Annotated in this window: 20 protein-coding genes; 16 read left to right on the forward strand and 4 right to left on the reverse strand. The window is 40.3% G+C overall.

The features are described 5' to 3' along the window. Positions 1–204: 204 nt before the first annotated feature. A complete protein-coding gene (gene xerD, locus B3C94_RS01580) occupies positions 205–1,107 on the reverse strand; it encodes a site-specific tyrosine recombinase XerD (protein ID WP_293897925.1) in 903 nt (300 codons plus the stop codon). Between the two features lie 241 nt (positions 1,108–1,348). Between xerD and B3C94_RS01585 the strand changes: the two genes are divergently transcribed. Beyond that, a complete protein-coding gene (locus B3C94_RS01585; RefSeq protein WP_293897928.1) occupies positions 1,349–4,213 on the forward strand; it encodes a M16 family metallopeptidase in 2,865 nt (954 codons plus the stop codon). Between the two features lie 67 nt (positions 4,214–4,280). On the opposite strand, the gene B3C94_RS01590 is transcribed toward B3C94_RS01585, so the two are convergent. Next, complete coding sequence (locus tag B3C94_RS01590; protein ID WP_028068906.1) at positions 4,281–5,141, reverse strand: sigma-70 family RNA polymerase sigma factor; 861 nt, start codon at positions 5,139–5,141, stop codon at positions 4,281–4,283. 389 nt (positions 5,142–5,530) lie between these two features. On the opposite strand from B3C94_RS01590, the gene B3C94_RS01595 reads away from it, so the two are divergent. Further along, complete coding sequence (locus tag B3C94_RS01595) at positions 5,531–5,752, forward strand: helix-turn-helix domain-containing protein (RefSeq protein ID WP_293897942.1); 222 nt, start codon at positions 5,531–5,533, stop codon at positions 5,750–5,752. Here the strand turns inward: B3C94_RS01595 and fmt are convergent. Further along, positions 5,749–6,666: a methionyl-tRNA formyltransferase gene (gene fmt, locus B3C94_RS01600; protein WP_293897945.1), complete on the reverse strand. Its 918-nt coding sequence runs from the start codon at positions 6,664–6,666 to the stop codon at positions 5,749–5,751. The genes B3C94_RS01595 and fmt overlap by 4 nt on opposite strands. A gap of 149 nt (positions 6,667–6,815) precedes the next feature. On the opposite strand from fmt, the gene B3C94_RS01605 reads away from it, so the two are divergent. The 12 genes from B3C94_RS01605 (at position 6,816) to B3C94_RS01660 (ending at position 21,812) form a co-directional block, all read left to right on the forward strand. Beyond that, positions 6,816–8,033, forward strand: a complete 1,218-nt coding sequence (locus tag B3C94_RS01605) for an ABC transporter permease (RefSeq protein WP_293897948.1) — start codon at positions 6,816–6,818, stop codon at positions 8,031–8,033. A 116-nt stretch (positions 8,034–8,149) separates the two neighbouring features. Beyond that, positions 8,150–10,273, forward strand: a complete 2,124-nt coding sequence (locus tag B3C94_RS01610; RefSeq protein WP_293897951.1) for a cation:proton antiporter — start codon at positions 8,150–8,152, stop codon at positions 10,271–10,273. A gap of 27 nt (positions 10,274–10,300) precedes the next feature. After that, a complete protein-coding gene (gene icd / locus B3C94_RS01615) occupies positions 10,301–11,563 on the forward strand; it encodes an NADP-dependent isocitrate dehydrogenase (protein ID WP_293897954.1) in 1,263 nt (420 codons plus the stop codon). Positions 11,564–11,590: 27 nt separating this feature from the next. Next, positions 11,591–11,848, forward strand: coding sequence for a hypothetical protein (locus B3C94_RS01620; protein ID WP_293897957.1), 258 nt, complete (start codon positions 11,591–11,593; stop codon positions 11,846–11,848). A 186-nt stretch (positions 11,849–12,034) separates the two neighbouring features. Continuing rightward, positions 12,035–13,105: a 3-phosphoserine/phosphohydroxythreonine transaminase gene (gene serC, locus B3C94_RS01625; protein WP_293897960.1), complete on the forward strand. Its 1,071-nt coding sequence runs from the start codon at positions 12,035–12,037 to the stop codon at positions 13,103–13,105. Positions 13,106–13,250: 145 nt separating this feature from the next. Then, on the forward strand, positions 13,251–14,198 hold the full coding sequence (locus B3C94_RS01630; RefSeq protein ID WP_293897963.1) for a D-2-hydroxyacid dehydrogenase: 948 nt from the start codon (positions 13,251–13,253) through the stop codon (positions 14,196–14,198). A 124-nt stretch (positions 14,199–14,322) separates the two neighbouring features. Beyond that, complete coding sequence (locus B3C94_RS01635; protein ID WP_293897966.1) at positions 14,323–15,636, forward strand: aspartate kinase; 1,314 nt, start codon at positions 14,323–14,325, stop codon at positions 15,634–15,636. 15 nt (positions 15,637–15,651) lie between these two features. Then, positions 15,652–16,812, forward strand: a complete 1,161-nt coding sequence (lysA, locus tag B3C94_RS01640) for a diaminopimelate decarboxylase (protein WP_293897968.1) — start codon at positions 15,652–15,654, stop codon at positions 16,810–16,812. Positions 16,813–16,946: 134 nt separating this feature from the next. Next, positions 16,947–17,699: a prolipoprotein diacylglyceryl transferase gene (locus B3C94_RS01645; RefSeq protein WP_293897971.1), complete on the forward strand. Its 753-nt coding sequence runs from the start codon at positions 16,947–16,949 to the stop codon at positions 17,697–17,699. A gap of 2 nt (positions 17,700–17,701) precedes the next feature. Beyond that, on the forward strand, positions 17,702–17,944 hold the full coding sequence (locus B3C94_RS01650) for a hypothetical protein (RefSeq protein ID WP_293897974.1): 243 nt from the start codon (positions 17,702–17,704) through the stop codon (positions 17,942–17,944). Between the two features lie 11 nt (positions 17,945–17,955). After that, complete coding sequence (locus B3C94_RS01655; protein WP_293897976.1) at positions 17,956–19,359, forward strand: radical SAM protein; 1,404 nt, start codon at positions 17,956–17,958, stop codon at positions 19,357–19,359. Between the two features lie 113 nt (positions 19,360–19,472). Further along, positions 19,473–21,812 carry a mechanosensitive ion channel family protein gene (locus B3C94_RS01660; protein ID WP_293897978.1) on the forward strand — a complete coding sequence of 780 codons (2,340 nt, stop codon included), beginning with the start codon at positions 19,473–19,475 and terminating at the stop codon, positions 21,810–21,812. A gap of 57 nt (positions 21,813–21,869) precedes the next feature. Here B3C94_RS01660 and B3C94_RS01665 read toward each other — a convergent pair whose 3' ends face one another. Beyond that, the gene (locus B3C94_RS01665) at positions 21,870–22,700 is read right to left on the reverse strand and encodes a helix-turn-helix domain-containing protein (RefSeq protein WP_293897980.1); all 831 of its coding nucleotides are present in this window, start codon (positions 22,698–22,700) and stop codon (positions 21,870–21,872) included. Positions 22,701–22,808: 108 nt separating this feature from the next. On the opposite strand from B3C94_RS01665, the gene B3C94_RS01670 reads away from it, so the two are divergent. Continuing rightward, entirely contained in the window at positions 22,809–23,723 is a 915-nt protein-coding gene (locus B3C94_RS01670) for an AEC family transporter (protein ID WP_293897983.1), read from the forward strand. A 214-nt stretch (positions 23,724–23,937) separates the two neighbouring features. Then, the gene (locus B3C94_RS01675) at positions 23,938–24,384 is read left to right on the forward strand and encodes a DoxX family protein (RefSeq protein WP_293897986.1); all 447 of its coding nucleotides are present in this window, start codon (positions 23,938–23,940) and stop codon (positions 24,382–24,384) included. The last annotated feature ends 15 nt before the right edge of the window (positions 24,385–24,399 follow it).

Genomic DNA, 24,399 nt, shown 5'->3' on the forward strand with positions numbered 1-24,399 from the left:
AAGCTAATGTTTTGTATATGAATGCTTAGCATCTGAATGACGAAGTTCGCCGGTAGTTACAGTTCCCTTTTATCCACTAGATAAATAGGTTTTCGGCTCAGCGGATTGTAAGTCCTGCCGATCAAAATTTCTTCACGTTCGAACTCTACATTGGGAATTACGCGCAGCTTCGCCTGAAAACTATCTTTGATTTCTTAAGAATTTTTAAGAACGGGGATGATATTGCGTGATAATCGCGTGAAGATAATCGGTATCGATATGTGTGTATATTTCGGTCGTTGTAATGCTTTCGTGTCCGAGCATATCCTGGACGGCTCTTAAGTCAGCTCCACCTTCCACCAAATGGGAAGCAAAACTGTGTCTAAAGGTATGCGGACTAATGGTTTTTTGTAAGCCTATTTTTTTTGCAAGTTCTTTAATAATCAAAAATATCATCACTCTTGACAATGCAGCACCTCTTCGATTGAGGAATACTATATCTTCATTTCCTGCTTTCACCTTGATATGCGGTCTCACCGTTTCCAAATAAATACGTAGGTGTTTGATGGCCTGCTGGCCAATTGGAATAAGGCGTTCTTTGCTTCCTTTCCCCTCCACCTTGATAAATTCTACATCTAAAAACAGGTTAGAAATTTTAAGCGTGACCAATTCGGAAACACGAAGACCACAGCCGTATAAAATTTCCAGGATTGTTTTGTTGCGTTCACCCTCGGGTGAAGAAAGATCGATGGCCGAAATTAATTGATCGATCTCCAGTGTGCTCAAAACACTGGGCAGTTTGCGCGACAGACGGGGAGCTTGAAGCAGATCAGTCGGATTATTGACAAAGTCGTGCTCGATCATCAGAAAACTAAAAAAGGTCTTCAGACCAGATATTAACCTGGATTGCGTATAAGGTGAAACATTGAATTCTTGTAGCCAGACCAGAAAATCCTGGATATTTTTTCTCGTTACGGTATCTAATGCCAAATGATTGTCTTCGCAGTAGATCTGAAATTTGGACACATCATTTAAGTACGCATCAATAGAATTGACGCTTAAGCCTCTTTCGAACTTTAAGAATTGCTCGAATTCCTTTTTTATAACATTCCAGTTTCCAAAATCCATTTGCAACAAAATTACAATTAACTGTTGTTCTTTTCGAAAGATATTCTGTATTTTTAGAAGGATTTTTTACAGATCGCCGGCTGCAAAGCCCCTTATAAAGGTGCGCTATACCAGTTTGGATAATGAAAATTGTATTGATCTGTATTTTACTATTTATCGGGACAATTGATCTCCAGTTCCGTTTACCCTAATATAAAACAATTAGCAAAAATAACTGACTTAGAAAAAGAGATTTTTTTGTATGAAATTCATTAAACCACTAGCATTAGCTTTTCTGTTGCCAGCAACAATTTATGGAGCAGAAGCCAAAATGCCAACCACACTAACTGCGGAAGCGCGAGCGATTCTATCTCAGGATAGTTTAGCGCTAAATCAAAAATTACCCTTCGACAATGAAGTCATTACAGGTAAGCTGAAAAATGGATTTACATACTTTATTCGCAAAAATAGCGAACCTAAAGGCCGTGTTACCATGTATTTGGGCATGAAGGCCGGTTCTATTCTGGAAAATGAAAAGCAGCTCGGTTTGGCCCATTTTTTAGAGCATATGAACTTTAATGGCCTGAAGCATTTTCCAAAAAATGAATTAGTGAACTACCTGCAGAAAGCCGGGGTTCGATTTGGCTCAGACCTCAATGCCTACACAAGCTTTGATCAAACGGTTTATCAGCTTCCCATTCCATCTGACGACCCTGAACTTCTAAAAAATGGCTTGCAGGTGATGCGCGATTGGGCGCAAGATGCTCTGTTAGACGGGGGAGAAATTGATAAGGAGCGCGGTGTTATCCTCGAAGAAAAACGCGGTGGAAGGGGAGTGCAGCAGCGTTTACAAGATCAATACTTTCCAATGTTGCTTAACGGTTCCCTTTATTCCAAACGTTTGCCAATAGGGACTGAACAGATCCTGAAAACTTTCCCTTACACAGAAATACGTAAATTCCATCAAGATTGGTACCGCCCGGATTTACAGGCATTAATTATCGTTGGAGATATTGATCCAAAAGAGATGGAAGAAAAGGTGAAAGTTTTGTTTGCAGATATGACGATGCCAAAGAAACCCTTGGACCGTAAAAAATATCGTGTGGATCTGTTAAACAAAAATCAATTTTTGGCCATTTCGGATTCCGAATTGCCCTATACTGTGATGCAGATACTAATCAAAAGCGAGAAAGAGAAGGTTACCACTGTAGGAGATTACCGAAACGAGCTGTTAAAAAGTGTTTTCAATCAGATGATCGCAGGACGTTTCTCCGAACTAATGCAACAGCCCAATCCTCCTTTCATGCAGGCGGGCGGAAGTATCAGTGATTTTGTAGCTAATCTGAATACATTTTCATTGCTGGTGGTACCTAAGCCAGGGGAGCTGGAGTCGGGGTTTAAAGCGATGTTGACCGAATTTGAACGTATTCAGAAATATGGTTTTACACAAACAGAACTTGATCGTGCCATTGCCGATATGAAAAAAGGCAATGAGATGTCATACATCGAAAGGGATAAAAAGAAATCGGATAGCTATGTCAACCGCTATCTGAATTATTTTATTGATGATGAGCCTGCTTTGAGTAATGAGAACGCTTACCGTCTGACCAAACAACTGCTGCCAACCCTGCAATTGTCGGAGGTGAACGGATTGGTGAAAAAATACTATACCGACCTGAATCGCGATATATTAGTCATGGGCCCAGAGAAGGAAAAGGCAAATTTACCTACTGAAGCCGCTGTATTGGGCTGGGTAAAGGCTGTCGAGGAAAGCCCTGTATCGGCTTACGAAGACAAAGTCTCCAATCTTCCGCTGCTTTCGAAAGAACCAGTCAAAGGTACAGTTTTGTCCTCAAAAGATATTGGGACAGTTCAGGCAAAAGAACTGACTTTGAGTAATGGTGTTAAAGTGATCTTGAAACCGACAGATTTTAAAAATGACGAGATCCAGATCATGGCCTATAGTCCGGGAGGAACATCGCTCTATAGTGATGCCGACTATTTCTCGGCTTCCAATGCATCATCTTTGATTGATGCAAGCGGCGTTGGGCAAATGAACAATGTGGAGCTTACGAAGTATCTGGCAGGAAAAGATGTTTCTATCTCACCTTATATCTCTGAACGCTACGAAGGTATTTCAGGCAGTACGGACAAAGAAGGTCTAAAGAATGCGTTTGAGTTGATCTATGGTTATTTTACGGAGCCCCGTCTCGATCAGGATATTTTCCAAAGTACAATGACTCGGGCAAAAGGATCTTTGGAGAATAGGCTAAGTAATCCAAATAACGTATTTTCCGATAAAGTGAAAGAAGTACTTTATGGCAATAATGTACGCAGGCAAAATCCGACCGTGGAAACAATCAGTAAAATCGATCGGGAGCGTGCTTTAACCATTTACAAGGAACGATTTGCGGATGCTTCGGATTTTGTGTTTACAATTGTGGGGTCATTTGACGAGAATCAGATCAAGCCTTATTTAGAAACCTATCTTGCCTCATTGCCGGCCCTTAAAAGAGGGGAAAGTTATAAGGATTTAAATATTCTGGAGCCGAGTAAGGGAGAGCGCGTGGTTGTTCATAAGGGAAAAGAAGAAAAGGCAAGTACGCAATTGGCCTACTATGGGGACTATACCTATAGTGAAACGGAAAATGTTAATATGGAAGCCTTGGAGAGTGTTTTGACGATCAAATTGCTTGAAAGACTCCGTGAAAAAGAAGGTGGTGTTTATGGAGTGGGCGCTCGGGCAAGTTTTAGTAAGCTGCCAAAAGCGCGTTATGCTTTCTCCATAGGTTTTGGATCGGCTGTTGATAAGGCTGATGCACTGATTGTCTCGGCATTGGATGAAGTGAAAAAGATTCAGGAACAGGGGCCTGAAAAAGGAGATGTCGAGAAATTTTTAGCTGAACAGCAAAGACAAAATGAACTGAATCTTCGTGAAAACGGTTATTGGCTCAATTATATATCAAGTTCCTATCAGAACGATCTTGATCTTAGCCGGTATACGAGGAGGGTTGATAATCTGAAGAAGGTAACATCGAAGTCTGTGCAGGATGCTGCGGGGAAATATTTGAAAAAAGAGCGACTTTTTGAATTTATTTTAATGCCAGATTCCAAGGATACCAAATAGGAAGGATAAAAAAAAATCCCAATCATTTCTGATTGGGATTGCCAAAAATTTTAATAAGTATCTCTTTTTAACCCAAATAGGATTTTAAGATTTTGCTTCTTGAAGTGTGTCTCAAACGTTGAAGAGCTTTGTCCTTGATCTGACGAACACGCTCACGTGTCAAATTGAATTTCTCTCCGATTTCCTCTAACGACAATTGGTGATTGGAACCTAAGCCAAAGAAAAGAACAATAATTTCACGTTCTCTTTCTGTTAATGTTGCCAATGATCGTTTGATTTCTTCTGATAGAGATTCATCAATCAAAGAACTGTCTGTATCGGGATCATGGTTCTCCAATACGTCCAAAAGTGTGTTTTCTTCACCTTGAACAAAAGGAGCGTCCATGGATACGTGACGACCAGAGTTACTTAGGGTATCTGAAACTTTATCTACGGTAGTTTCTAGAATATCCGCCAATTCTTCTGGAGATGGTTCCCGTTCGTATTCCTGTTCTAGTTTTGAGAAAGCTTTACTGATTTTGCTCAATGAACCAACTTGGTTCAATGGCAGACGCACGATACGTGATTGTTCAGCAATTGCTTGAAGAATAGATTGGCGAATCCACCAAACGGCATAAGAAATAAATTTAAAACCCTTTGTTTCGTCAAAACGTTTAGCTGCTTTAATTAAGCCGAGGTTACCTTCATTGATTAAATCACCTAGGGTCAAACCTTGATTTTGATATTGTTTTGCTACTGATACTACGAAACGAAGGTTGGTTTTAGTCAATTTTTCCAAGGCAACTTGATCGCCTTCACGGATGCGCTGTGCTAATTCTACTTCTTCTTCTGCTGTAATTAAGTCTACTTTACCAATTTCGTGTAAGTATTTGTCCAAAGACTGTGACTCACGATTGGTGATAGATTGTGTAATTTTGAGCTGTCTCATTAATTTTTATTAATTCTCCTCTCTAAGAAATGTTTGCGAAAATACGAAAAATTTTTGAATTATTAATGGAAAATTGATTATCTAACCACTCATATCTAATGAGTTAGGCTTTTATGAGTTTCAATTTTTTACTATCAAAAACTATTCCATTTTAATGTTTTTTTTCTTTCAATTTATCGCTTATAATATTCAACTGTTTGACTGCTAAAGAGCTAAAGGGTTTAAATTTTTTTCTGATTCTTGACAATTTAACTCCACGGTAGCTGATTTATTGTGCAGTACGCATTCCTCAAATTTATTTTAAAATGATAATTTTATGATAAAACAAAAAGATGTGTGTTTTGTTTTACTAGTGACATTAATAAATTTAAAAGAATAAAAATTATATTATGCCAATCTTAATTCACTTGGATAAAATAATGAAAGAGAAAAAGATGTCGCTTAATCAATTGAGTGACAGCGTCGGAATTACCCTTTCCAATCTTTCAATCATTAAGAATCAAAAGGCGAAGGCATTGCGATTAGATACGCTTGAAGCGATATGTAAAGCACTGGACTGTCAGCCCGGTGACCTGCTGCAATATTATGATGGGGGGGATGAAAAAGGCTAAAAGCGATAGCCTTTTAAAAAATCCACTACGTTCATTTTTTTCTTGCCTTCTAACTGAAGGTCATAAATGATAATATAGCCGTCTTGCGCCGCAATTTTTAAGAAACTTTTCTTGTCTGTTTCTATGGTTCCCGGTATTGTCGGTATATTGACAAGTTCTTTTTCTGTGCGATAGATTTTTAATACCTTATCGTTTAAGAGCGTAAATGCCGCTGGATAAGGGCTTAAACCTCGAATGAAGTTATAGATTTGCGCAGTGGGCTGATCCCAGTTTATTTTACAGTCTTCCTTGAAAATTTTTGGCGCATGTTTGAGCGAGGCTGCAGCAATAAGGTCATCCTGTGGTTTAGGCTGCAAGGTTCCTGCTTTTAATTGCTCAATGGTCTGAAGAAGAGTTTCAGCCCCTGCGACCATGAGCTTGTCGTGAAGATCACCCGCATTGTCGGTTTCCTTGATGGCAACTTTTTTCGACAATAAGATATTTCCCGTATCAATTTCGTGTTGTAGCAAAAATGTCGTTACCCCCGATTCTTTCTCTCCATTGATGATCGCATGATTGATTGGCGCTGCACCCCGATACTGTGGCAGAAGTGAAGCATGGACATTGATTGTTCCAAATTTAGGCATGTTCCAGACCATTTCAGGTAGCATGCGGAAGGCCACCACAACTTGAAGGTCTGCCTGGAAACTCTTGAGTTCGGTTAAAAATGCTTCATCGCGAAGTTTTACTGGTTGTAGAACTGGGATGTTATGCTGTGCTGCAAATATTTTTACAGCCGATTCATGTATTTTTTGTCCACGTCCTGCGGGTTTGTCCGGTACGGTAACAACAGCAACAACCTGTTCACCTGACTGGATAAGCGCCTCAAGTGAAGCTACAGCAAAATCGGGGGTACCCATGAAAATAATACGCATAATACTTGTAATTTTTATAAAACTCTTAAAACCAGCATCGGGCCTCCACATTGAATAGCCACTTCAAAAACGCCTAATTATTTGCTATTTCAGTTTTGTAAATAACAAATTTTTATAACTTTGCGAAGTTACATAAATATATTGAAAGCTTGAATTTTCCTTATTTTTTAGCACATCGGATCGCATTTTCTGGAAAACGAACGTTCTCAAAATTGATCGTTCGGGTGACTATTGGTGCAATTGCTCTTGCTATTGCAGCGATTATCATATCTATTGCGGTATTGCGTGGATTTAAGGGAGAGATTATCAGCAAACAAAGGAGTTTTTTTGCCGATGTATTGGTCTTGCGTTATGACCTGAATAAGTCTCACGAAAATTCACCCATAGCACTTACGCCAGAGCTCCGAAAATCAATATTGGCGATTCCCCAAGTCAATTCAATCAGTTCATTCGCCACTAAAGCCGGGATCATTAACGTGAACGATGAAGTTGAAGGAGTAGTCCTTAAAGGTATTGATTCATTGTATAATCAAGATCCACTTCAGCATATGTTGTTGGAAGGCAATATGATCGACTTTAAATCGGATAATGCCGATAATCAGATTTTGGTGTCTAAATATCTTGCAGACCGACTGCTCTTGAAAGTCGGCGACGATTTTATTATGTATTTCGTGCAGGATCCCATACGTAAACGAAAATTTGTCATTAAGGGCATTTTTAATACGGGTTCTGAAGAGCTCGATAAGGTTTATGTTATCGGATCGCTCAATGTTATCCGCAAACTGAGCAACCTCGATGATCATGAAGTGGGTGGCTATGAAATTCGTATCAAGGATTTTAGTCAGCTCGAACAAACAACAAACAAAGTTGAAGATCTATTGCCTATTGATATGCAGGCAATCAACATAAAGGATCAGGTCCCTGATATTTTTCAATGGCTGGAATTGCTGGATATGAACACAAAAATCATCTTCATACTGATGACAGTGGTGGCTATTATCAATATGATCTCCGCCTTGCTGATCACCATTCTTGAGCGGACTTCAATGATTGGGATCTTAAAAGCATTAGGTTATCGCAATGCCGGAATTCGCCGTGTCTTCATGTACAGTGCTCTATACCTCATCGGTCTCGGATTGTTAATCGGTAATCTGATAGGATTAAGTTTTTACTTTTTCCAGGATTTTACCCATTTCTTTAAATTAGATGAGAAGACCTATTATATCTCCTATGTGGCCGTTCAACTGCAATGGTCTGATGTGGTTTTCGTTAATATGGCTGTCGTGTTTATCGGAATGATCTCTTTGTTTGTTCCATCGATGTTAATCACCAAGATTAGTCCGATAAAAGCAATTTCTTTCAAGTAGCAGTATATTTAAGTATTGCTTTACTTAGAAAAATCGTATTTTTAGTGCTGTTAACTATTTTTCGAGCTGTAGAGAAAAATAAGTATTTATATTTTACGGCTAGTATACAAGCACTTATGAATAAAACTTTTGAGCATATTTCCCACGCTTTCGAAGCACCTTTACAAAATCCTGTACTTATATTTTCGCTGGTACTTTTCATTATCTTGTTGTCACCGATTGTACTGCGGCCAATCAAAGTCCCCGGAATTATCGGGTTAATTATATCAGGTGTTATCATTGGACCTCATGGACTTAACTGGCTGGAAAAGAACTCGGCGATAACACTATTTTCAACAATAGGCCTGCTTTATATCATGTTTATCGCTGGTTTGGAATTGGATATGAATGAGTTTAAAAAGACCAAAAATAAAAGCTTACTCTTTGGTTTCTTAACATTCATTGTACCCATCAGCATTGGTTATCCCGTTTGTCATTTTTTACTGGGCTACGGTATTTTGCCAAGTTTATTGATATCAAGCATGTTTGCGACCCATACGTTGGTTTCTTATCCCATTGTGAATAGCTATGGTATTTCTAAAATGGAGGCTGTCGCGATTACGATAGGCGGAACAATCCTAACAGATACGGCAGTACTGATTATACTTGCTGTGATTACGGGCGTTTCCCAAGGAAATATTGGCAATGAATTTTGGATTACCCTGACGATTTCCTTTGCTATTTTTCTGTTTATCATGTTTGGTGTTATCCCAAGAATCGCAAAATGGTTTTTTGAGCGTTTGGGGAGTGAGAAGACATCAAACTATATTTTCGTTCTTTCTGTTGTCTTTTTTGCCGCTTTTTTAGCGGAAATTGCCGGTCTTGAGCCGATCATTGGCGCTTTCGTAGCTGGATTGGCGCTCAACAAACTGATTCCGCATTCTTCGGCTTTGATGAACCGGATCGAGTTTATCGGCAATGCAATTTTTATTCCTTTCTTTTTGATATCGGTGGGGATGATTGTCGATGTGAGCGTGATCTTGAAGGGGCCTCAGGCACTCATTATTGCCGGAACATTGACCGTTGTGGCTATCGTCGGAAAATATGTGGCGGCTTGGTTGACGCAGCTCGTTTTTAAATATAGTCGTGGTCAGCGCAATCTGATATTTGGTTTGAGCAGTGCGCATGCCGCGGCAACCTTGGCTGTTATCATGGTGGGGCATAAGAACGGTATTATTGATGAGAACGTACTCAATGGGACGATTCTGTTGATTTTGGTGACCTGCATTGTCGCTACAGTGGTTACGGGAAATGCCTCACGTAAAGTGGTGATGGATGGTGAACAGGATGAGGAGCATACTGATGTGGTGAAGGAAAAAGATGAAAACATCTTGATCTCTATCGCTAATATGGATAATATGGAGCCGATTTTGGACTTTTCCACCTATATTAAAAGCAAAAAGTGTTCCTATCCCGTCAATATTGTTTCCGTTGTAAAAGACAATGAACAGGCCGAGTTAAACATGTCAAAAGCACGGAAGAATCTGGATAATATGGTTCGTTATGCTTCCGGCAGCGAAACAAATGTGAACATCAGTGCGACAATAGATTTAAATATAGCAAGCGGTGTTGCGCGGTCGGCAAAAGAGGTTTCTGCCAACTGTATCGTTTTGGGCTGGCCTAGCGCCGCTAATTTTATGGATAAATTTGTGGGAGAGAAAACAGAAAGTATTTTAAATCGAACTTCCGCAAATGTAATGTTATGTCATTTTAAAAAGCCTTTTATTTCGAATAAATCCATCGTTGTTTTTGCACCACCGATGTGTGAGGCCGAATTTGGGTTCGAGTATTGGCTGGAAAAGGTGGTTAAGCTTGCTCAGGAATTATCCCTCTCGATCACTTTCGTTGTCGATGCACGATCCGCCACTGCCATTGAAGCACATCTTGTCGAATTGAAAAATTCTGTTCCCGTCACCTTTGAACATTATGATGCTTGGGACAATTTGCAGGGCCTTAAAGCGTTTAAAGAGGAGGAGGCAATGTTTATTTTCGTATCGGCTAGAAATGGGGAGGTGTCTTACCGTGACTCCCTAGATGGCGTAGCAAAAAAATTAGATCGTATCTATGCAAACGAAAATCTTGTTTTAGTGTTTCCTAGTAGAGTGGAAAATGCACATATCGACGAATATGAAGATGTGGAAGCTGCTCCAATCTTTAGAAAAATTAGCAAAGAAATCGGAAATATGTTTAATAAAGGATAGGTATACCTTCCATTAAAATCGCAGATTATGTCGAATAAGATTACAATGTCAAGTGAAGGAACATTGCAGGTTCCGAATTTTCCAACAATTCCTTTTATCATCGGTGACGGTATTGGTCCTGATCTTTGGCATGCCGCCGTGCGTGTTTTTGATAAAGCGGTGGAAAAAGCCTATAATGGACAGCGTAAAATACTATGGAAAGAGGTTTTAGCGGGCGAAAAAGCTTTTAATGAAACGGGAGAGTGGTTGCCAAAGGCGACGCTTGATGTCCTAAAAGAATATCTGGTGGGTATCAAAGGGCCGTTAACAACACCTGTTGGAGGCGGGATACGCTCGTTGAATGTTGCATTGCGCAAGGATTTGGATCTCTATGTTTGTCAGCGTCCTACAAAATGGTTTACAGGAGTGCCTTCTCCCGTTAAACATCCGGAATATGTTGACATGGTCATTTTTCGCGAAAATACGGAGGATATTTATGCAGGAATAGAATTTCAGGCCGGGACAGCCGAAGCGAACAGGCTCCAGGATTTCTTGCATGATGAGCTTGATATTGATTACGATTTCTCGGCTACGACGGGTGTCGGTGTCAAGCTGGTTTCTGAGGAAGGGTCGAAAAGATTAGTCCGTGCAGCGATAGAACACGCTATTCATCATAGTTTACCTTCCGTGACGATTGTTCACAAAGGAAATATCATGAAATTTACCGAAGGTGCTTTTAAGATTTGGGGCTATGAGGTGGCTGAAACCGAATTTGCAGACAAAACATATACCTGGGGGCAATGGGAGCGGACGAAAGCTGAAAAAGGTGAGGAGGCTGCCAATCAGGAGCAGAAAGATGCGCTGGGATCCGGAAAAATTTTAATTAAAGATATTATTGCAGATAATTTTTTACAGCAGATCCTGCTCAATCCACGGGATTTTTCTGTTGTAGCAACGCTAAATCTGAACGGTGATTATATTTCCGATGCACTGGCCGCAATGGTTGGCGGAATTGGGATCGCACCGGGCGCCAATATCAATTTTAAAACAGGTCACGCTGTTTTTGAAGCGACACATGGAACTGCGCCACGCTTTGCGAATACCGATACCATGAATCCTTCCTCTGTTATTCTGAGCGGTGTCATGCTGTTGGAATATCTGGGATGGACGGAAGCCGCGGAAGCAATTGTTAAGGCCTTGGGGGAGACCATCATTGCCAAGACCGTAACTGTAGACTTTTACAATTTGATGGAAGATGCTACCCTGGTTAAGACCAGTGAATTTGCGGACCGGATTATTGAAAAAATATAAGAATTTTAGTCAAATTTCTGCTTTTTTATGGACTACAATCAGTTGCCACCTTTTATAAGGGAATCGCGTATTTTTACAGAGAACGATAAAATTAAATTAGCTCAGGCCGATCGTTTACCTACGCCGCAGGAAGTGGACGACATCACCGGGCTTCCCGAAATTTACGAATTGTTAAATGCTTTTATCGGCGATCAATCCTCCCGTAATACCCACCTTCAACTTAAAGCGAAGGAGTATTTGCAAGATAATCAGGTAGATATGGCTTGGAAGGTTTTGCTTATCTGATGTTTTTTGCATTAAATTAGGGAATTGTTGTGCGATCTTTTTATTGAAATCATTTAGAATTTTGTAAATTTTTAATAAAAAAAGAGATTAGTTGAAAAATATATAATTTTATTTTACCTTTGGTTTTTAAAACAACAGATTGCTGAGCTAGGGTAAAAAAAGGCAATCAAACAAACTATAACATCAATGAAACATAATTTTGGAGCAGGTCCATGTATTCTGCCAAAGGAAGTATTTCAACAAGCCTCAGAAGCTGTAATTGATTTTAACAACACAGGTTTATCAATTTTAGAGATCTCTCACCGTTCCAAAGAGTTTGAAGCAGTGATAGACGAAGCGACACAATTAGTAAGAGAATTATTGGCAGTGCCTCAGGGATATTCGATTCTTTTCCTTCAGGGCGGAGCCAGTCTGCAATTTGCAATGGCGCCTTTGAATCTATTGCCCGAAGGTGGTAAAGCTGCTTATTTGGATACTGGTGTCTGGGCGACAAAAGCTTTAAAAGAAGCTAAAAAATTCGGTACAGTAGATGTTGTAGCTTCGTCGATTGATAAAAACTATTCCTATATACCGAAAGGATATGCTATTCCTTCGGATGCAGCATATTTCCATTACACAGCCAACAATACCATTTATGGAACTGAAGTCTTTGAAAAACCTGAGACAGCATTGCCAGTTGTTGTTGATATGTCTTCGGATATCTTTTCACGTGAGATCAATGTAGCAGATTATGATTTGATCTATGCGGGAGCACAGAAAAATATGGGACCTGCAGGTGTTACCTTAGTTATCGTGAAAGATGATATCCTTGGTAAATCAGGCCGTGTGCTTCCATCGATGTTAGATTACCAGTTGCATATCAATGGTGGTTCAATGTACAATACGCCACCTGTATATTCGATCTTCGTCTCGATGTTAAATCTTCGCTGGTTAAAAGCAAAAGGCGGTGTTGCCGTATTGGAGCAAGAGAATATCATCAAAGCACGTGCTTTATACGATGAGATCGATCGCAATCCATTGTTCAAAGGTACTGCTGCTGTAGAAGACCGTTCCCGCATGAATGTTACTTTTGTGATGGATACGCCAGAGTTGGAAGCTGAATTTTTGGCTTTGGCGAAAGAACGCAATCTGATTGGTATCAAAGGACACCGTTCTGTAGGTGGATTTAGAGCTTCAATTTACAATGCTTTACCATTAAGCAGCGTGAATGCATTGATTGATGCAATGAAAGAATTTGAGGATACACATACTGCCTAAGGCAGCATGAATGTTTTTAAAATTCATGCGCTGACGGATAAATAATTAGTTAGATTAAGAATTATTGAGGTATCGTTATTTTCGCTTGCTCAGACCTTCTGATCAGCTGAAAGGGGCTGTTTACCTTTAAAAACGAATTATAAAGATGAAAATATTAGCGAATGACGGCATCGATCCACTAGGAAAAAAGATGTTGGAGGATGCAGGTCATAGTGTAGATACAAACCATATTCCACAGGAAGAGCTTGCTGAGAAGCTGCTTGCTTATGATGCAATCACTGTACGTAGTGCGACAAAAGTACGTCAGGCATTGATCGATGGCTGCCCTAACTTGAAAGTTATCGGCCGTGGTGGAGTAGGCATGGATAATATTGACGTAGAATATGCGCGTTCAAAAGGTATTGCTGTCGTCAATACACCGGCGGCATCTTCTTTATCTGTTGCTGAATTGGTTTTTGCCCATTTGTTGAACGGTGTACGTTTCTTATACGATTCTAATAGAAAAATGCCTGTTGAAGGCAATACTAAATTTGGCGCGCTGAAAAAAGCTTATGGAGCCGGAACAGAGCTTCGTGGAAAAACCATCGGTATTGTTGGTTTTGGTCGTATCGGCCGTGAAGTAGCAAAAATCGCCATTGGTTTAGGTATGGATGTCGTTTATACAGATCTATTTGAAGGGCCTAAAGCGTTGACAATAGCGCTTTCTGGCGGTATTCAAGTTGATGTGCCTATTCGACAAGTGGAAATGGAAAACTTGTTGAAAGTTTCTGATTTTATCTCTTTACACGTTCCATTTTTGGATAAACCTGCTATCGGTGCTGCTGAGTTTCCTTTGTTAAAAGACGGTGTAGGCTTAGTAAATGCTTCCAGAGGTGGCGTTATCGATGAATTAGAATTGGTGAAAGCATTGGATTCCGGTAAAGTTGCATTTGCTGGGTTGGATGTATTCGATAATGAACCAACACCACGTGAGGAGATCTTGAAACATCCTAAAATTTCATTAACGCCCCATATTGGAGCAGCAACCAATGAAGCACAAGAAAGAATCGGCGAAGAATTGGCCGGTCTATTGATCGAAAACTTGAAGAATTAATTCTTCCGCATAACACAAAGATATGCGGCACAAAACTTTCATGATTTTGTGCCGCATTTTTTTTAATATAAATTCATGAATTGCCTATATTGGCACACAGTAATTTAATAATTGTAACTTCAGTATGAAAGTTTTAAAATTTGGTGGTACTTCCGTGGGAAGTGCAGCACGTATCAAAGGGTTGTTGGATATAGTAAACCCTGCTGAACGTCAGATCGTCGTGTTGTCCGCAGTTGCTGGAACGACAAATGCTTTGGTAGAAATAGGTCAGGCTTACACAGCAGGTAAGAAGGACGAAGCTAAAGATTTGGTCAAGAAGCATAAGGATAAGTACGAGGATCTTATCAAAGAACTTTTTAGCACTGAACAAGGGTATAAAAATGGTAAAGAATTGATCGATTACCATTTTAACCTAATTTCCGCCTTGGCTAACGAATTGTTTACATCGATCGAAGAGAAAGTGATCTTGGCGCAAGGTGAGTTGATGTCTACTGCTTTATGGCATTTCTACTTGAATGAAATCGGCGTTAAATCCGTGTTGCTGCCAGCTTTGGATTTTATGAAAATCGACGAGGACAACGAGCCTATGGTAGAGTATATCGGTGAAAAGCTTAGCAACATCCTGGCGCAAAGTCCGGAAAACACCTTATTTATCACACAAGGTTTTATTTGTAGAAACTCATTTGGCGAAATTGATAATTTGCGCCGTGGTGGCTCAGATTATACAGCTTCATTGATCGGCGCATCAATTCGTGCCGAGGAAGTTCAGATCTGGACGGATATCGATGGTATGCACAATAATGATCCGCGTGTTGTCAAAGGAACGACGCCGATCGCTCACCTAAGTTTTGATGAGGCTGCGGAGTTAGCCTATTTTGGAGCTAAAATTTTACATCCGCAATCGGTATTCCCTGCGCAAAAATATAATGTTCCGGTAAGATTGTTGAATACGATGGAACCAAATGCAAAAGGAACATTGATCAGTAAAGACGGCGCGCAAAAAGGTTGTATTCGTGCGATAGCAGCGAAAGACGGAATTACGGCAATCCATATCCATTCATCAAGAATGTTGCTGGCTTATGGTTTCTTACGTCGTGTTTTTGAAATTTTCGAGCGCTATAAAACACCAATTGATATGATCACCACCTCGGAGGTCGCAGTGTCCCTGACGATTGATGATACCACAAATTTGGCGGATATTATCAAGGAAGTTGAGGACTTTGGTTCAGTAACTGTCGATGGTGATCAGACCATTGTCTGTGTTGTCGGCGATTTCGGATTGAATAGCCACGGTTACGCAGCACGTGTACTCGATGCTGTAAAACATTTGCCAGTACGTATGATATCTTATGGTGGTTCGGATTTCAATGTATCCATTTTATTAAATTCAGACCATAAGACTGAGGCATTACGTTCATTGCACAATCGTTTATTTTAAGAAGTAGGTTTTTATATGATAAATACAGGTATCGCGGCGAAATTTGCAGAGAAAGAAACGCCGTTTTATTATTATGATCTGAATGTGTTAAACAAGACCTTGGAGGCTGCGCATGCTGCTTCGCACAAACGAGGATTTCATGTTCACTATGCATTAAAGGCCAATTTTAATGACGCGTTATTGAAGGCGATTCAAGCGGTCGGCTTTGGTGCGGATTGTGTGAGTGGCAATGAGGTAAAGAAAGCCATTGAATGTGGCTTTGATTCCAGGAAAGTCACTTTTGCTGGAGTTGGTAAATCCGATAAGGAAATCAATTATGCGCTCGATCAAAATATCTTTGCGTTTAATGTTGAATCCATTCAGGAGCTTGAGGTTATCAATGAGCTAGCCTCAAAGAAAGGCGTAAAAGCAAATGTAGCGTTGCGGATCAACCCAAATGTGGATGCGCATACCCATCATTACATTACAACAGGACTGGATGAAAATAAGTTTGGTGTTCCAAATGCTGACTTGGAGAAATGTGCCGCTGTGCTTAAGAAATGTGAATTTATTGAGTTGGTCGGCCTTCATTTCCACGTAGGTTCTCAAATCACCGATATGACTGTATTCAAAAGTCTATGTGTGAAAGTCAATGAATGGAAAAATTGGTTTGAAGAACACGGTACTCAGATTCGTGTACTCAATGTTGGTGGTGGACTAGGGATTGATTACAAAAATCCTGATGGAAATAACATTCCAGATTTTGAAGCCTATTTTGATATATTCGACCGCTTCCTGGAGCGCACTCCGCAGCAGGAAGTACATTTTGAACTGGGAAGGGCTTTAGTCGCACAATGTGGAAGTTTGGTTAGCCGTGTATTGTATGTCAAAAATGGTGTAAAGAAAAACTTTTTGGTATTGGATGCGGGAATGACCGAATTAATGCGTCCTGCGCTATATCAAGCTTATCATAAAATTGAGAATATCAGCGTGGCGGAACCAGCTGAGTCCGTGAACTATGATGTTGTCGGGCCGATTTGTGAATCGTCAGACTGTTTTGGAAAGGAAGTACCGCTTCCGATTTCAAAACGTGGAGATTTGATTGCAATCCGTTCTGCCGGCGCTTATGGAGAAGTGATGGCATCGCGTTATAACTTAAGAGAAGAAATACGCTTTGTGTATAGCAATCAGCTTTAACCTCCGTTTTAAAATATTGATGTAAAAGCCAGTCTGTTTCTCAGATTGGCTTTTTGTTTTAATCGTTTTGTCCTATGCGCAGACACTTTTGTTTGTCTTTTTCTTGATCGTCTTTCGTATACTTGTTTATGTTAATGGCGATTGAATTTCCGGTTACGATAGATTTGTTTGGAAAAACATTTCTTTTACATCCTTTTATGGAAGGATTGGGAATGTTTATTGGTATGCGTTATTATCAGTTGCTCAAATGGAAGGATCAGGAAAGTTTAGGGCATACCAATTCACTTCTTATTGTTATTGCGGCGGGCCTGGGCGCTTTAATAGGCTCGCATGTCATCGGTTCCCTTGAGCGCCCGGCTGAATTGCTCAGCGCGACAAATAGATGGGCTTATATATGGGTGAATAATACGATTATTGGGGGGCTGGCCGGAGGTTTGGTTGCCGTGGAATGGATGAAAAAGATGATGGGTAAAAAAGAGAGTACCGGCGACAGGATGGTCTTTCCGTTAATTACCGCAATTGCCATTGGCAGGATAGGGTGCTTTTACACCGGCATTTTTGAGCAGACCTATGGTTTACCAACGGCCTCCCCATGGGGAATGTATCTGGGGGATGAATATAAAAGGCATCCGGTCGCGCTGTATGAAATCGCTTTTTTAGTGCTTTTGTTTGTAGTTCTTCAGCTGGTTAAGCGACAATTCAAGTATCGAAATGGTGTGTTATTCCAGCTCTTTATGCTTAGTTATTTTAGTTTTCGTTTCCTGTTGGACTTTATTAAGCCACGGGCAATTATACTTTTGGGGCTAAGTACCATACAAATTACCTGCATCGTAGTGATAATTTATTATATTTATTTATTGAAAAATGAACGTTTAGACAAAAAATAGAGATGATGTATTTGCTAGAAGGATCATTTGGGTCAGAAAGTACCGCAATGCTGGGACTTTTTCTGCTTACTATAGGTGCTATTGTTATCGGAATTGCACTCTTGGTTATTATTATCGGTTCGATTATCAAGGCTGGCAATAAAGAATCAAAATTCAATGTCAACCCCTGGCTTAAAGTCCTGTTGGCTGGGATTGGTGCGATGTTGGCAGGGGGACTCGCTTGTGGACTTACCTTTATGAACTAGAATTCAGAACGATGCCAGTTAGAAACTATACATACTACGATTATACCATCAGCCTATGTCCAACATGCCTTTCGCGAGTTGGTGCCAAGATTATTATCGAGGACGAACAGGTATTTATGACCAAAAACTGTCCTGATCACGGTTTTTTCAAAACACTGATAGCGACTGACGTTGACTATTATAAGAACATCCGGAACTATAATAAAGCCTCGGAAACACCTTTGAAATTTGACAATGAAGTACATTATGGCTGTCCTTACGATTGTGGCCTATGCGTCGATCACGAGCAGCATAGCTGTCTGTCGATTGTTGAGGTGACCGATCGCTGCAATTTGACTTGTCCCACCTGTTACGCGATGTCGTCGCCCCATTATGGACGGCATCGATCGCTGGAAGAAATTGAGCGTATGCTGGATAAAATCGTAGCAAGCGAAGGCGAACCAGATGTTGTGCAGATCAGCGGCGGGGAACCAACCATTCACCCTGATTTTTTTAAGATTTTAGATATCGCAAAAACGAAACCCATCAAGCATCTGATGCTCAATACGAATGGTATCAGAATTGCCAATGATCCCGGTTTTGCTGAGCAACTCGCCACCTATGCTCCCGAATTTGAAATCTATCTCCAGTTTGATTCCTTCCGCCCATCTGTGCTGGAAAAGTTTCGGGGTAAAGATCTCACTGATGTCCGAAAAAAGGCAATTGACAAATTAAATGCCCTCAATTTAAGTACAACATTGGTCGTGGTCTTAGAAAAAGGAACCAATGATGATGAAATAGGGGAAATATTGGATTACGCCCTACAACAGCGATGTGTACGGGGAGTAACCTTTCAGCCAGTGGAAATTGCCGGGCGAAATGCGTCCGATGCCCAGCAGCATAAAATGACACTGACCGAGGTGCGTCAGGAAATTCTGAACCAATATCCGCTGCTGGATCCCCATGATATTATTCCGGTGCCCTGTAATCCTGACGCCTTAGCTATGGGATACATATTGAAGATCGGAGATGAGCGAATTCCATTAACCCGACATATTGACCCTGCAATTCTACTAAATAACCAATCTCGAAATACCATTGTCTATGAGCAGGATAAAGGCGTTCAGATGCAATTGCTGGATATTTTTAGTACCGGGATTTCTGTTGATAAAGTGAAGCCAAAGGTAAACCAGCTGCTTTGCTGTCTACCGGAAGTGTGCGCTCCGGATCTTGATTATGATAATCTATTTCGCATTATCATTATGAATTTTATGGATGCGTATGATTTTGATGTTAGGGCGGTAAAGAAGTCCTGTGTTCATATCGTCAATAAGGATTTAAAATTGATTCCTTTTGAAACAATGAACTTATTTTATCGTGATGATAAAATAAAAAGGTTAGAAGAACTTAAACTGGCGGATGCTATTCGATTTTAGCGTCAGATAACTTATTTTTGTCGAAAAAATAGCTTTGGTTCTTCCTTTGCAGTATGTTTTTTCCATCCAATCAGTTTGTACATTGCTGGGAAAGGAAATCAAAAAATAGAAGTATGAAATTGGGCATTGTTACGCGTTTTATTTTTGTCTTAAGTCTCCTGACTTTTCAGCTACATGGATTTGCACAGGATTCCGTTCAGGTTAAACGGAATCTGACCAGCGATCGCACGGCAGCACATGGCAGCTTCAATAGGAGGTCAGCTACGGATTCTACTCGAGTTGGTAATGACTCCTTACGGAATGATCTGAAGAAAGTTAATCTGAATTTTCTGTCTAATATTCGTACAGCTTCTATGGCTGAGTTTGTTGCGCAGTTGAATGAAAAATCTAATACGTACACAGCGACGAACATGGCGTCGGCCAAAGACAGCATCGCTGCCATTAAAAATAGTATTCATGAAGAAATTAGACAGCTGAAATCTATTAAAGGCAGTATCAGTAATTATTCGAACAGCCTTAGCGCTACCCAAGATCAGATCAGAAATTTGGTCAGCCGCTATGACATCAATGCCAATAATCATGGCAGGGCACATCAATACCTTGATAACGCGCAGCTGAAGCTATCTGCAAAGATGGATTCGCTGGAGGTTATCAATCGGACAATAGATGAACTTATTGTGAAAAACCAGCGCCATCTGGTTCGGCTGGAGGCAGTACATGAAGTTAAAAACGGAAGTAAAAAGGTTGATTCTACGTCCAGCAAAAGTTCGATCTGGAAAGCGAATACAACAGCGATTTCAAAAGACGTTATTTTAAATAATATACGCAGCAATTATAGCAACAATAAATCGATCGACAAATATGTGAATCGTACGGATTGGGCGAGCCGTATCCTACTGATCGTACTTGGACTGGGTTATTGCTACTGGATTGTACGGGTTTCATACATTCTGAAACAAAATGGCGCCGAAAATAGGCTTACTATCGATGGAATCATTGGAAAAACAGTTATTTTTTTCTTGACACTGTTGCCATTTGTCAACTTCTTTACGCCAAGTTTCATTCTTCAGGCCTCGCAGCTGGTTATTATGCTGATCTTTATGTTCTTGTTGCGGCATCGCATGAGCGGATTACAGCGTAAAATTGCCGTTATCCTCATTGTATTCTATCTGCTGGACGTATTTGTCAATATGATCGTAAGCGATGACCTCTTTTTAAGGATTGTTTGTATTGCCTTTAATCTGATCGCACTGGGACTTGTCAGCTACACCAAACGACGAATCAAAAATGCGGACAGTCCGGGCTATATCAGCAATTTTATTTATGTCGTTTTCGCTATCCTCAATATCACCGCAATTACCTTGAATGTAATCGGCCATGTTGAGCATTCACGAAGTTTCAGCATCGCCTGTGCAGTAGGTTTGGTTCAATCTTTTACGTTGCAGTACTTTTCGGATATGATTAAGGCTGATGTCCGTAATCAGTTTAAAAAAGACCGATTGACTTCTGGATTTTGGATGCGCTTCAATGAACAGCGTACCTTGGCAATTATTACCGAGATTCTTCGGATTGTCTGTGTGCTTTTGGCGATCATCGTATTGGCCAATAATCTACAGTTTATCGAAACCTTGCTGGTTCTAAGCGAAACATTTTTTGGTAAAATCCGAAGTATAGGCAATATATCATTTACCTTAGGCAACCTTGTTGTGGCAGTTCTGGTGTTTTTAGTAGCCAATTGGTTCCAAAAAAATATCAGTCTGATTGTTCTAGGTGGTGAAGACGGACAGCTCAATCAGGCGTATAATCAAAAGATGACGTTGTTCCCTCTATTTCGTTTAGGTATTATTTTGATCGGTTTTTTTATGGCGATCTCTGCTTTGGGCATGAGTTTGGATAAACTGACCGTTGTCATCGGTGCGCTCAGTGTCGGTATCGGTCTGGGAATGCAGAATATCATCAATAATTTTGTTTCTGGAATTATCCTCGTTTTTGATAAACCATTTCGTGTGGGGGATCAAATAGAATTAGCTGACAAAAAGGGGCGTGTCAAGGAGATAGGGATACGTGCTAGCGTCTTAAAAACTGGCGATGGTGCCGATGTAATTATCCCCAATGGTGATTTGCTTTCGGGCAGAGTCGTTAATTGGACATTATCTCAGGAATACAGCAAGACGAGTTTTGTTCTCCACGTTGACCGGAAAGCAGATTTGGAACAAGCTAGACAATGGATCAAGGAAGCGATGGAAAGCAGTGTGCATTTTATCAAGGATAGGGATAGTGGTATCAGTATACAGGATATAAGTGAGGAGATGATATACCTGAGCGTTTCCGGCTGGGTAAATTTTGCAGCTAATGCTTCATCTTTCAAAAATGATGTATTACTTGTACTTTATAAGAAATTTGAAGCTGAAGGGCTGAAGTTTTACAGTGTCATTCCGCCCAAGGGAAATTAGTGCATCGAGGCAGCTCGTTTATGGAATTCATAAAAAGCATTTGTTTGGGAACAATGGCTATTTATTTAGGCTTTTCCGGTAGCTAAGTGGACTAAAACCTTTCACACGTTTATAAAAATGGGAGAGGTGGCTTTCATCAATAAATCCCAGTTCTGCCGCAATTTGTTTCAAGGTGTAGTCTTTGGACTTGATTCTGTTTTCGATCAGTTCGATGCGATAGGTATTGATATAAGCCCTTAAACTTGTCCCAAAGTTTTTTTTAAAGTAGATACCAAAGTAGGATGGGGCAATGTTGAATTTTTGTGCAAGTGTTTTGACCTGAAGCAAATCGGGCGTAAAAATATGCTGATGGATATAAGCAGAAATGGAACGGTCGATGAAAAGCTCTTGATACTGTGGGGAACGCTGTGTTTCTGATATCTCTTTATAAAGCCCGAATATTGCGACAAGCTGGTCAAACAGCCATTCGGAGCTTTGGCTAATTGTCGTGGCAGTATACAATCGGACCGCTTCCATAATGTGCGAATACATGAGACGATAATGCTCATCCATCACCAATTTGCGCTCTTTTAGCCCTTTATCATTCATTAATTCCATGATCCAGGCATAGAGCTTTTGGTTTCGTTTATTCTGGAGGAAGTAATTGTCGGTAAATAGAATAAACAGAAAATGTGTTTTTTCTACGATTTTAAAATAGTGCCTGTCGGTTGGGCCGATCAAAAAAATGTCCCCACGCTCATAATCCAGTTCAAATTTGTTGATGACATGACTGCCTTTTCCGGAACGTATATAGACAAGTTCATAATAATTCTGCTCATGTGGCGGCAAATGAAAGTTGTCCTCGATAAATTCACTGATCAATAAAGGTTCAAACTGTTTTTTTCGCATGGCAATCCCATCTATTTATGGTTAAATGTACATAAAAATAATGTATTTGTACATGTTTTTACCTCGCGTTCTATTGCACTTTTGTGTCGGATAAAATGGTAAGAAAACATGGTTAATTTTATAATGATAGCATTTTGTATCGCAGCCGGAATGCTCTTGCGGAGAACAAATTTAATTCATTCCGAGGCACACAAAGGAATCAATACCTGGATTCTCTATTTTGCCTTGCCGGCGGTTTCATTCAAATATATTCCTAAGATCGTATGGTCTTCTGCGCTCCTGTTTCCGGTGTTTTCCGCGATCTTAGTTTGGGCAGGAAGCTGGTTGTTTATGGAATTATACTGTAAAGGCAAACATTATAAGCAACGCTCGCGAAGCAGTTTGGAACTGGCCGCAGGATACAGCAATACTTCTTTTATCGGTTTCCCGTTGATTATCGCTTATTTTGGTGAGGCGCAGCTGCCCATCGCGATTATCTGCGATCAGACCACATTTATTCTACTTTCCACTGCAGGAATTATCAATGCACTCAAAGCCAATGTGCATGAAGGTGAGGCAATTGATGTGAAGTTTATGCTTCGAAAGCTGATTAGCTTTCCACCTTTAATTGGTTGTACAGCCGCATTGCTGCTATCTCAATTTGTTGACCTTTCGGTTGCCGAGCCTTTTTTCGACAAGCTGGTTGCCACGGTAGGACCTTTAGCGCTGTTTTCTATTGGTCTGCAACTTAAGTTTGATGGCTGGAGACAGCAAGTATCGCAAATTAGTACAGCAATGACCTATAAACTGATTTTGGCACCCTTGCTTGTCTGTATATTTGCATTATTGCTGGGGGTAAAGGGCTCCGTTGCAAGGATTAGCATTTTTGAAGCAGCTATGCCAACCTTAGTAACCTCGGGGATTATTGCCGAGCAATATCATTTAAATACCAAACTGGTCAATCTGGTCATCGGCTTTAGTATCGTTGCCGGATTGCTGACCACCTTGTTCTGGGACTTTGTGATCCGGATATTCTTCCCCTAATAGTGAGGTCATTGCTTGCTTGCTTGCTTGATTGATTGCTTGATTGATTGAGTAGCAATGTGATTTAAAAGATGTTCAGTGAATCAGAATAATCCGGTAGCGGGATGATCATTGTTTCCTTCGTAACATTTTGATTGTTAAACTTCTATTTGCAACAACTTTTTCTACAATCAACTGTTATTATGTTATAACCATCTATAAAAGGAGGTATATTATGAACCTGATACACAAAATTGAACATTGGGGAGATGCACATCATCCGCAATGGATTGATTACCTCAGAATTGCACTTGGGGTAGTTATTTTTGCCAAAGGTGTAAGTTTCGTAAATGACAGAGAGGTTGTTCAGCACATGATTGAGCATAGCAGTTTCCACCTGTCATCATGGGGTGCTGTTCACTATGTGGTTTTTACCCATTTAGTCGGTGGACTGTTTCTCATTTTAGGTTTTCAAACCCGTTTGGCTTCCCTGCTGTTATTTCCAGTGTTGGTCGGAGCTGTATTTTTTGTTAATATCACCAACGGGTTTAGTTATTTGAATTCCGAATTGTGGCTTTCTATAGTCGTATGCTGTTTGTTGATCTTCTTTATGGTCATGGGCTCTGGAAAATATTCTCTTGACCAGATGATGAACAAACCTGGATATAAACGGGATATTTAAAAAAGAAAAAACTCC

Source organism: Sphingobacterium sp. UBA5670, assembly GCF_002420705.1.
Classification (GTDB): domain Bacteria; phylum Bacteroidota; class Bacteroidia; order Sphingobacteriales; family Sphingobacteriaceae; genus Sphingobacterium.

Excerpts from the sequence above, each read along its gene's own strand:
- xerD (WP_293897925.1), bottom strand. The coding sequence starts at position 1,107 with ATGGATTTTGGAAACTGGAATGTTATAAAAAAGGAATTCGAGCAATTC.
- B3C94_RS01585 (WP_293897928.1), top strand. The coding sequence starts at position 1,349 with ATGAAATTCATTAAACCACTAGCATTAGCTTTTCTGTTGCCAGCAACA.
- B3C94_RS01590 (WP_028068906.1), bottom strand. The coding sequence starts at position 5,141 with ATGAGACAGCTCAAAATTACACAATCTATCACCAATCGTGAGTCACAG.
- B3C94_RS01595 (WP_293897942.1), top strand. The coding sequence starts at position 5,531 with ATGCCAATCTTAATTCACTTGGATAAAATAATGAAAGAGAAAAAGATG.
- fmt (WP_293897945.1), bottom strand. The coding sequence starts at position 6,666 with ATGCGTATTATTTTCATGGGTACCCCCGATTTTGCTGTAGCTTCACTT.
- B3C94_RS01610 (WP_293897951.1), top strand. The coding sequence starts at position 8,150 with ATGAATAAAACTTTTGAGCATATTTCCCACGCTTTCGAAGCACCTTTA.
- icd (WP_293897954.1), top strand. The coding sequence starts at position 10,301 with ATGTCGAATAAGATTACAATGTCAAGTGAAGGAACATTGCAGGTTCCG.
- B3C94_RS01620 (WP_293897957.1), top strand. The coding sequence starts at position 11,591 with ATGGACTACAATCAGTTGCCACCTTTTATAAGGGAATCGCGTATTTTT.
- serC (WP_293897960.1), top strand. The coding sequence starts at position 12,035 with ATGAAACATAATTTTGGAGCAGGTCCATGTATTCTGCCAAAGGAAGTA.
- B3C94_RS01630 (WP_293897963.1), top strand. The coding sequence starts at position 13,251 with ATGAAAATATTAGCGAATGACGGCATCGATCCACTAGGAAAAAAGATG.
- B3C94_RS01635 (WP_293897966.1), top strand. The coding sequence starts at position 14,323 with ATGAAAGTTTTAAAATTTGGTGGTACTTCCGTGGGAAGTGCAGCACGT.
- lysA (WP_293897968.1), top strand. The coding sequence starts at position 15,652 with ATGATAAATACAGGTATCGCGGCGAAATTTGCAGAGAAAGAAACGCCG.
- B3C94_RS01645 (WP_293897971.1), top strand. The coding sequence starts at position 16,947 with ATGGCGATTGAATTTCCGGTTACGATAGATTTGTTTGGAAAAACATTT.
- B3C94_RS01650 (WP_293897974.1), top strand. The coding sequence starts at position 17,702 with ATGATGTATTTGCTAGAAGGATCATTTGGGTCAGAAAGTACCGCAATG.
- B3C94_RS01655 (WP_293897976.1), top strand. The coding sequence starts at position 17,956 with ATGCCAGTTAGAAACTATACATACTACGATTATACCATCAGCCTATGT.
- B3C94_RS01660 (WP_293897978.1), top strand. The coding sequence starts at position 19,473 with ATGAAATTGGGCATTGTTACGCGTTTTATTTTTGTCTTAAGTCTCCTG.
- B3C94_RS01665 (WP_293897980.1), bottom strand. The coding sequence starts at position 22,700 with ATGCGAAAAAAACAGTTTGAACCTTTATTGATCAGTGAATTTATCGAG.
- B3C94_RS01670 (WP_293897983.1), top strand. The coding sequence starts at position 22,809 with ATGGTTAATTTTATAATGATAGCATTTTGTATCGCAGCCGGAATGCTC.
- B3C94_RS01675 (WP_293897986.1), top strand. The coding sequence starts at position 23,938 with ATGAACCTGATACACAAAATTGAACATTGGGGAGATGCACATCATCCG.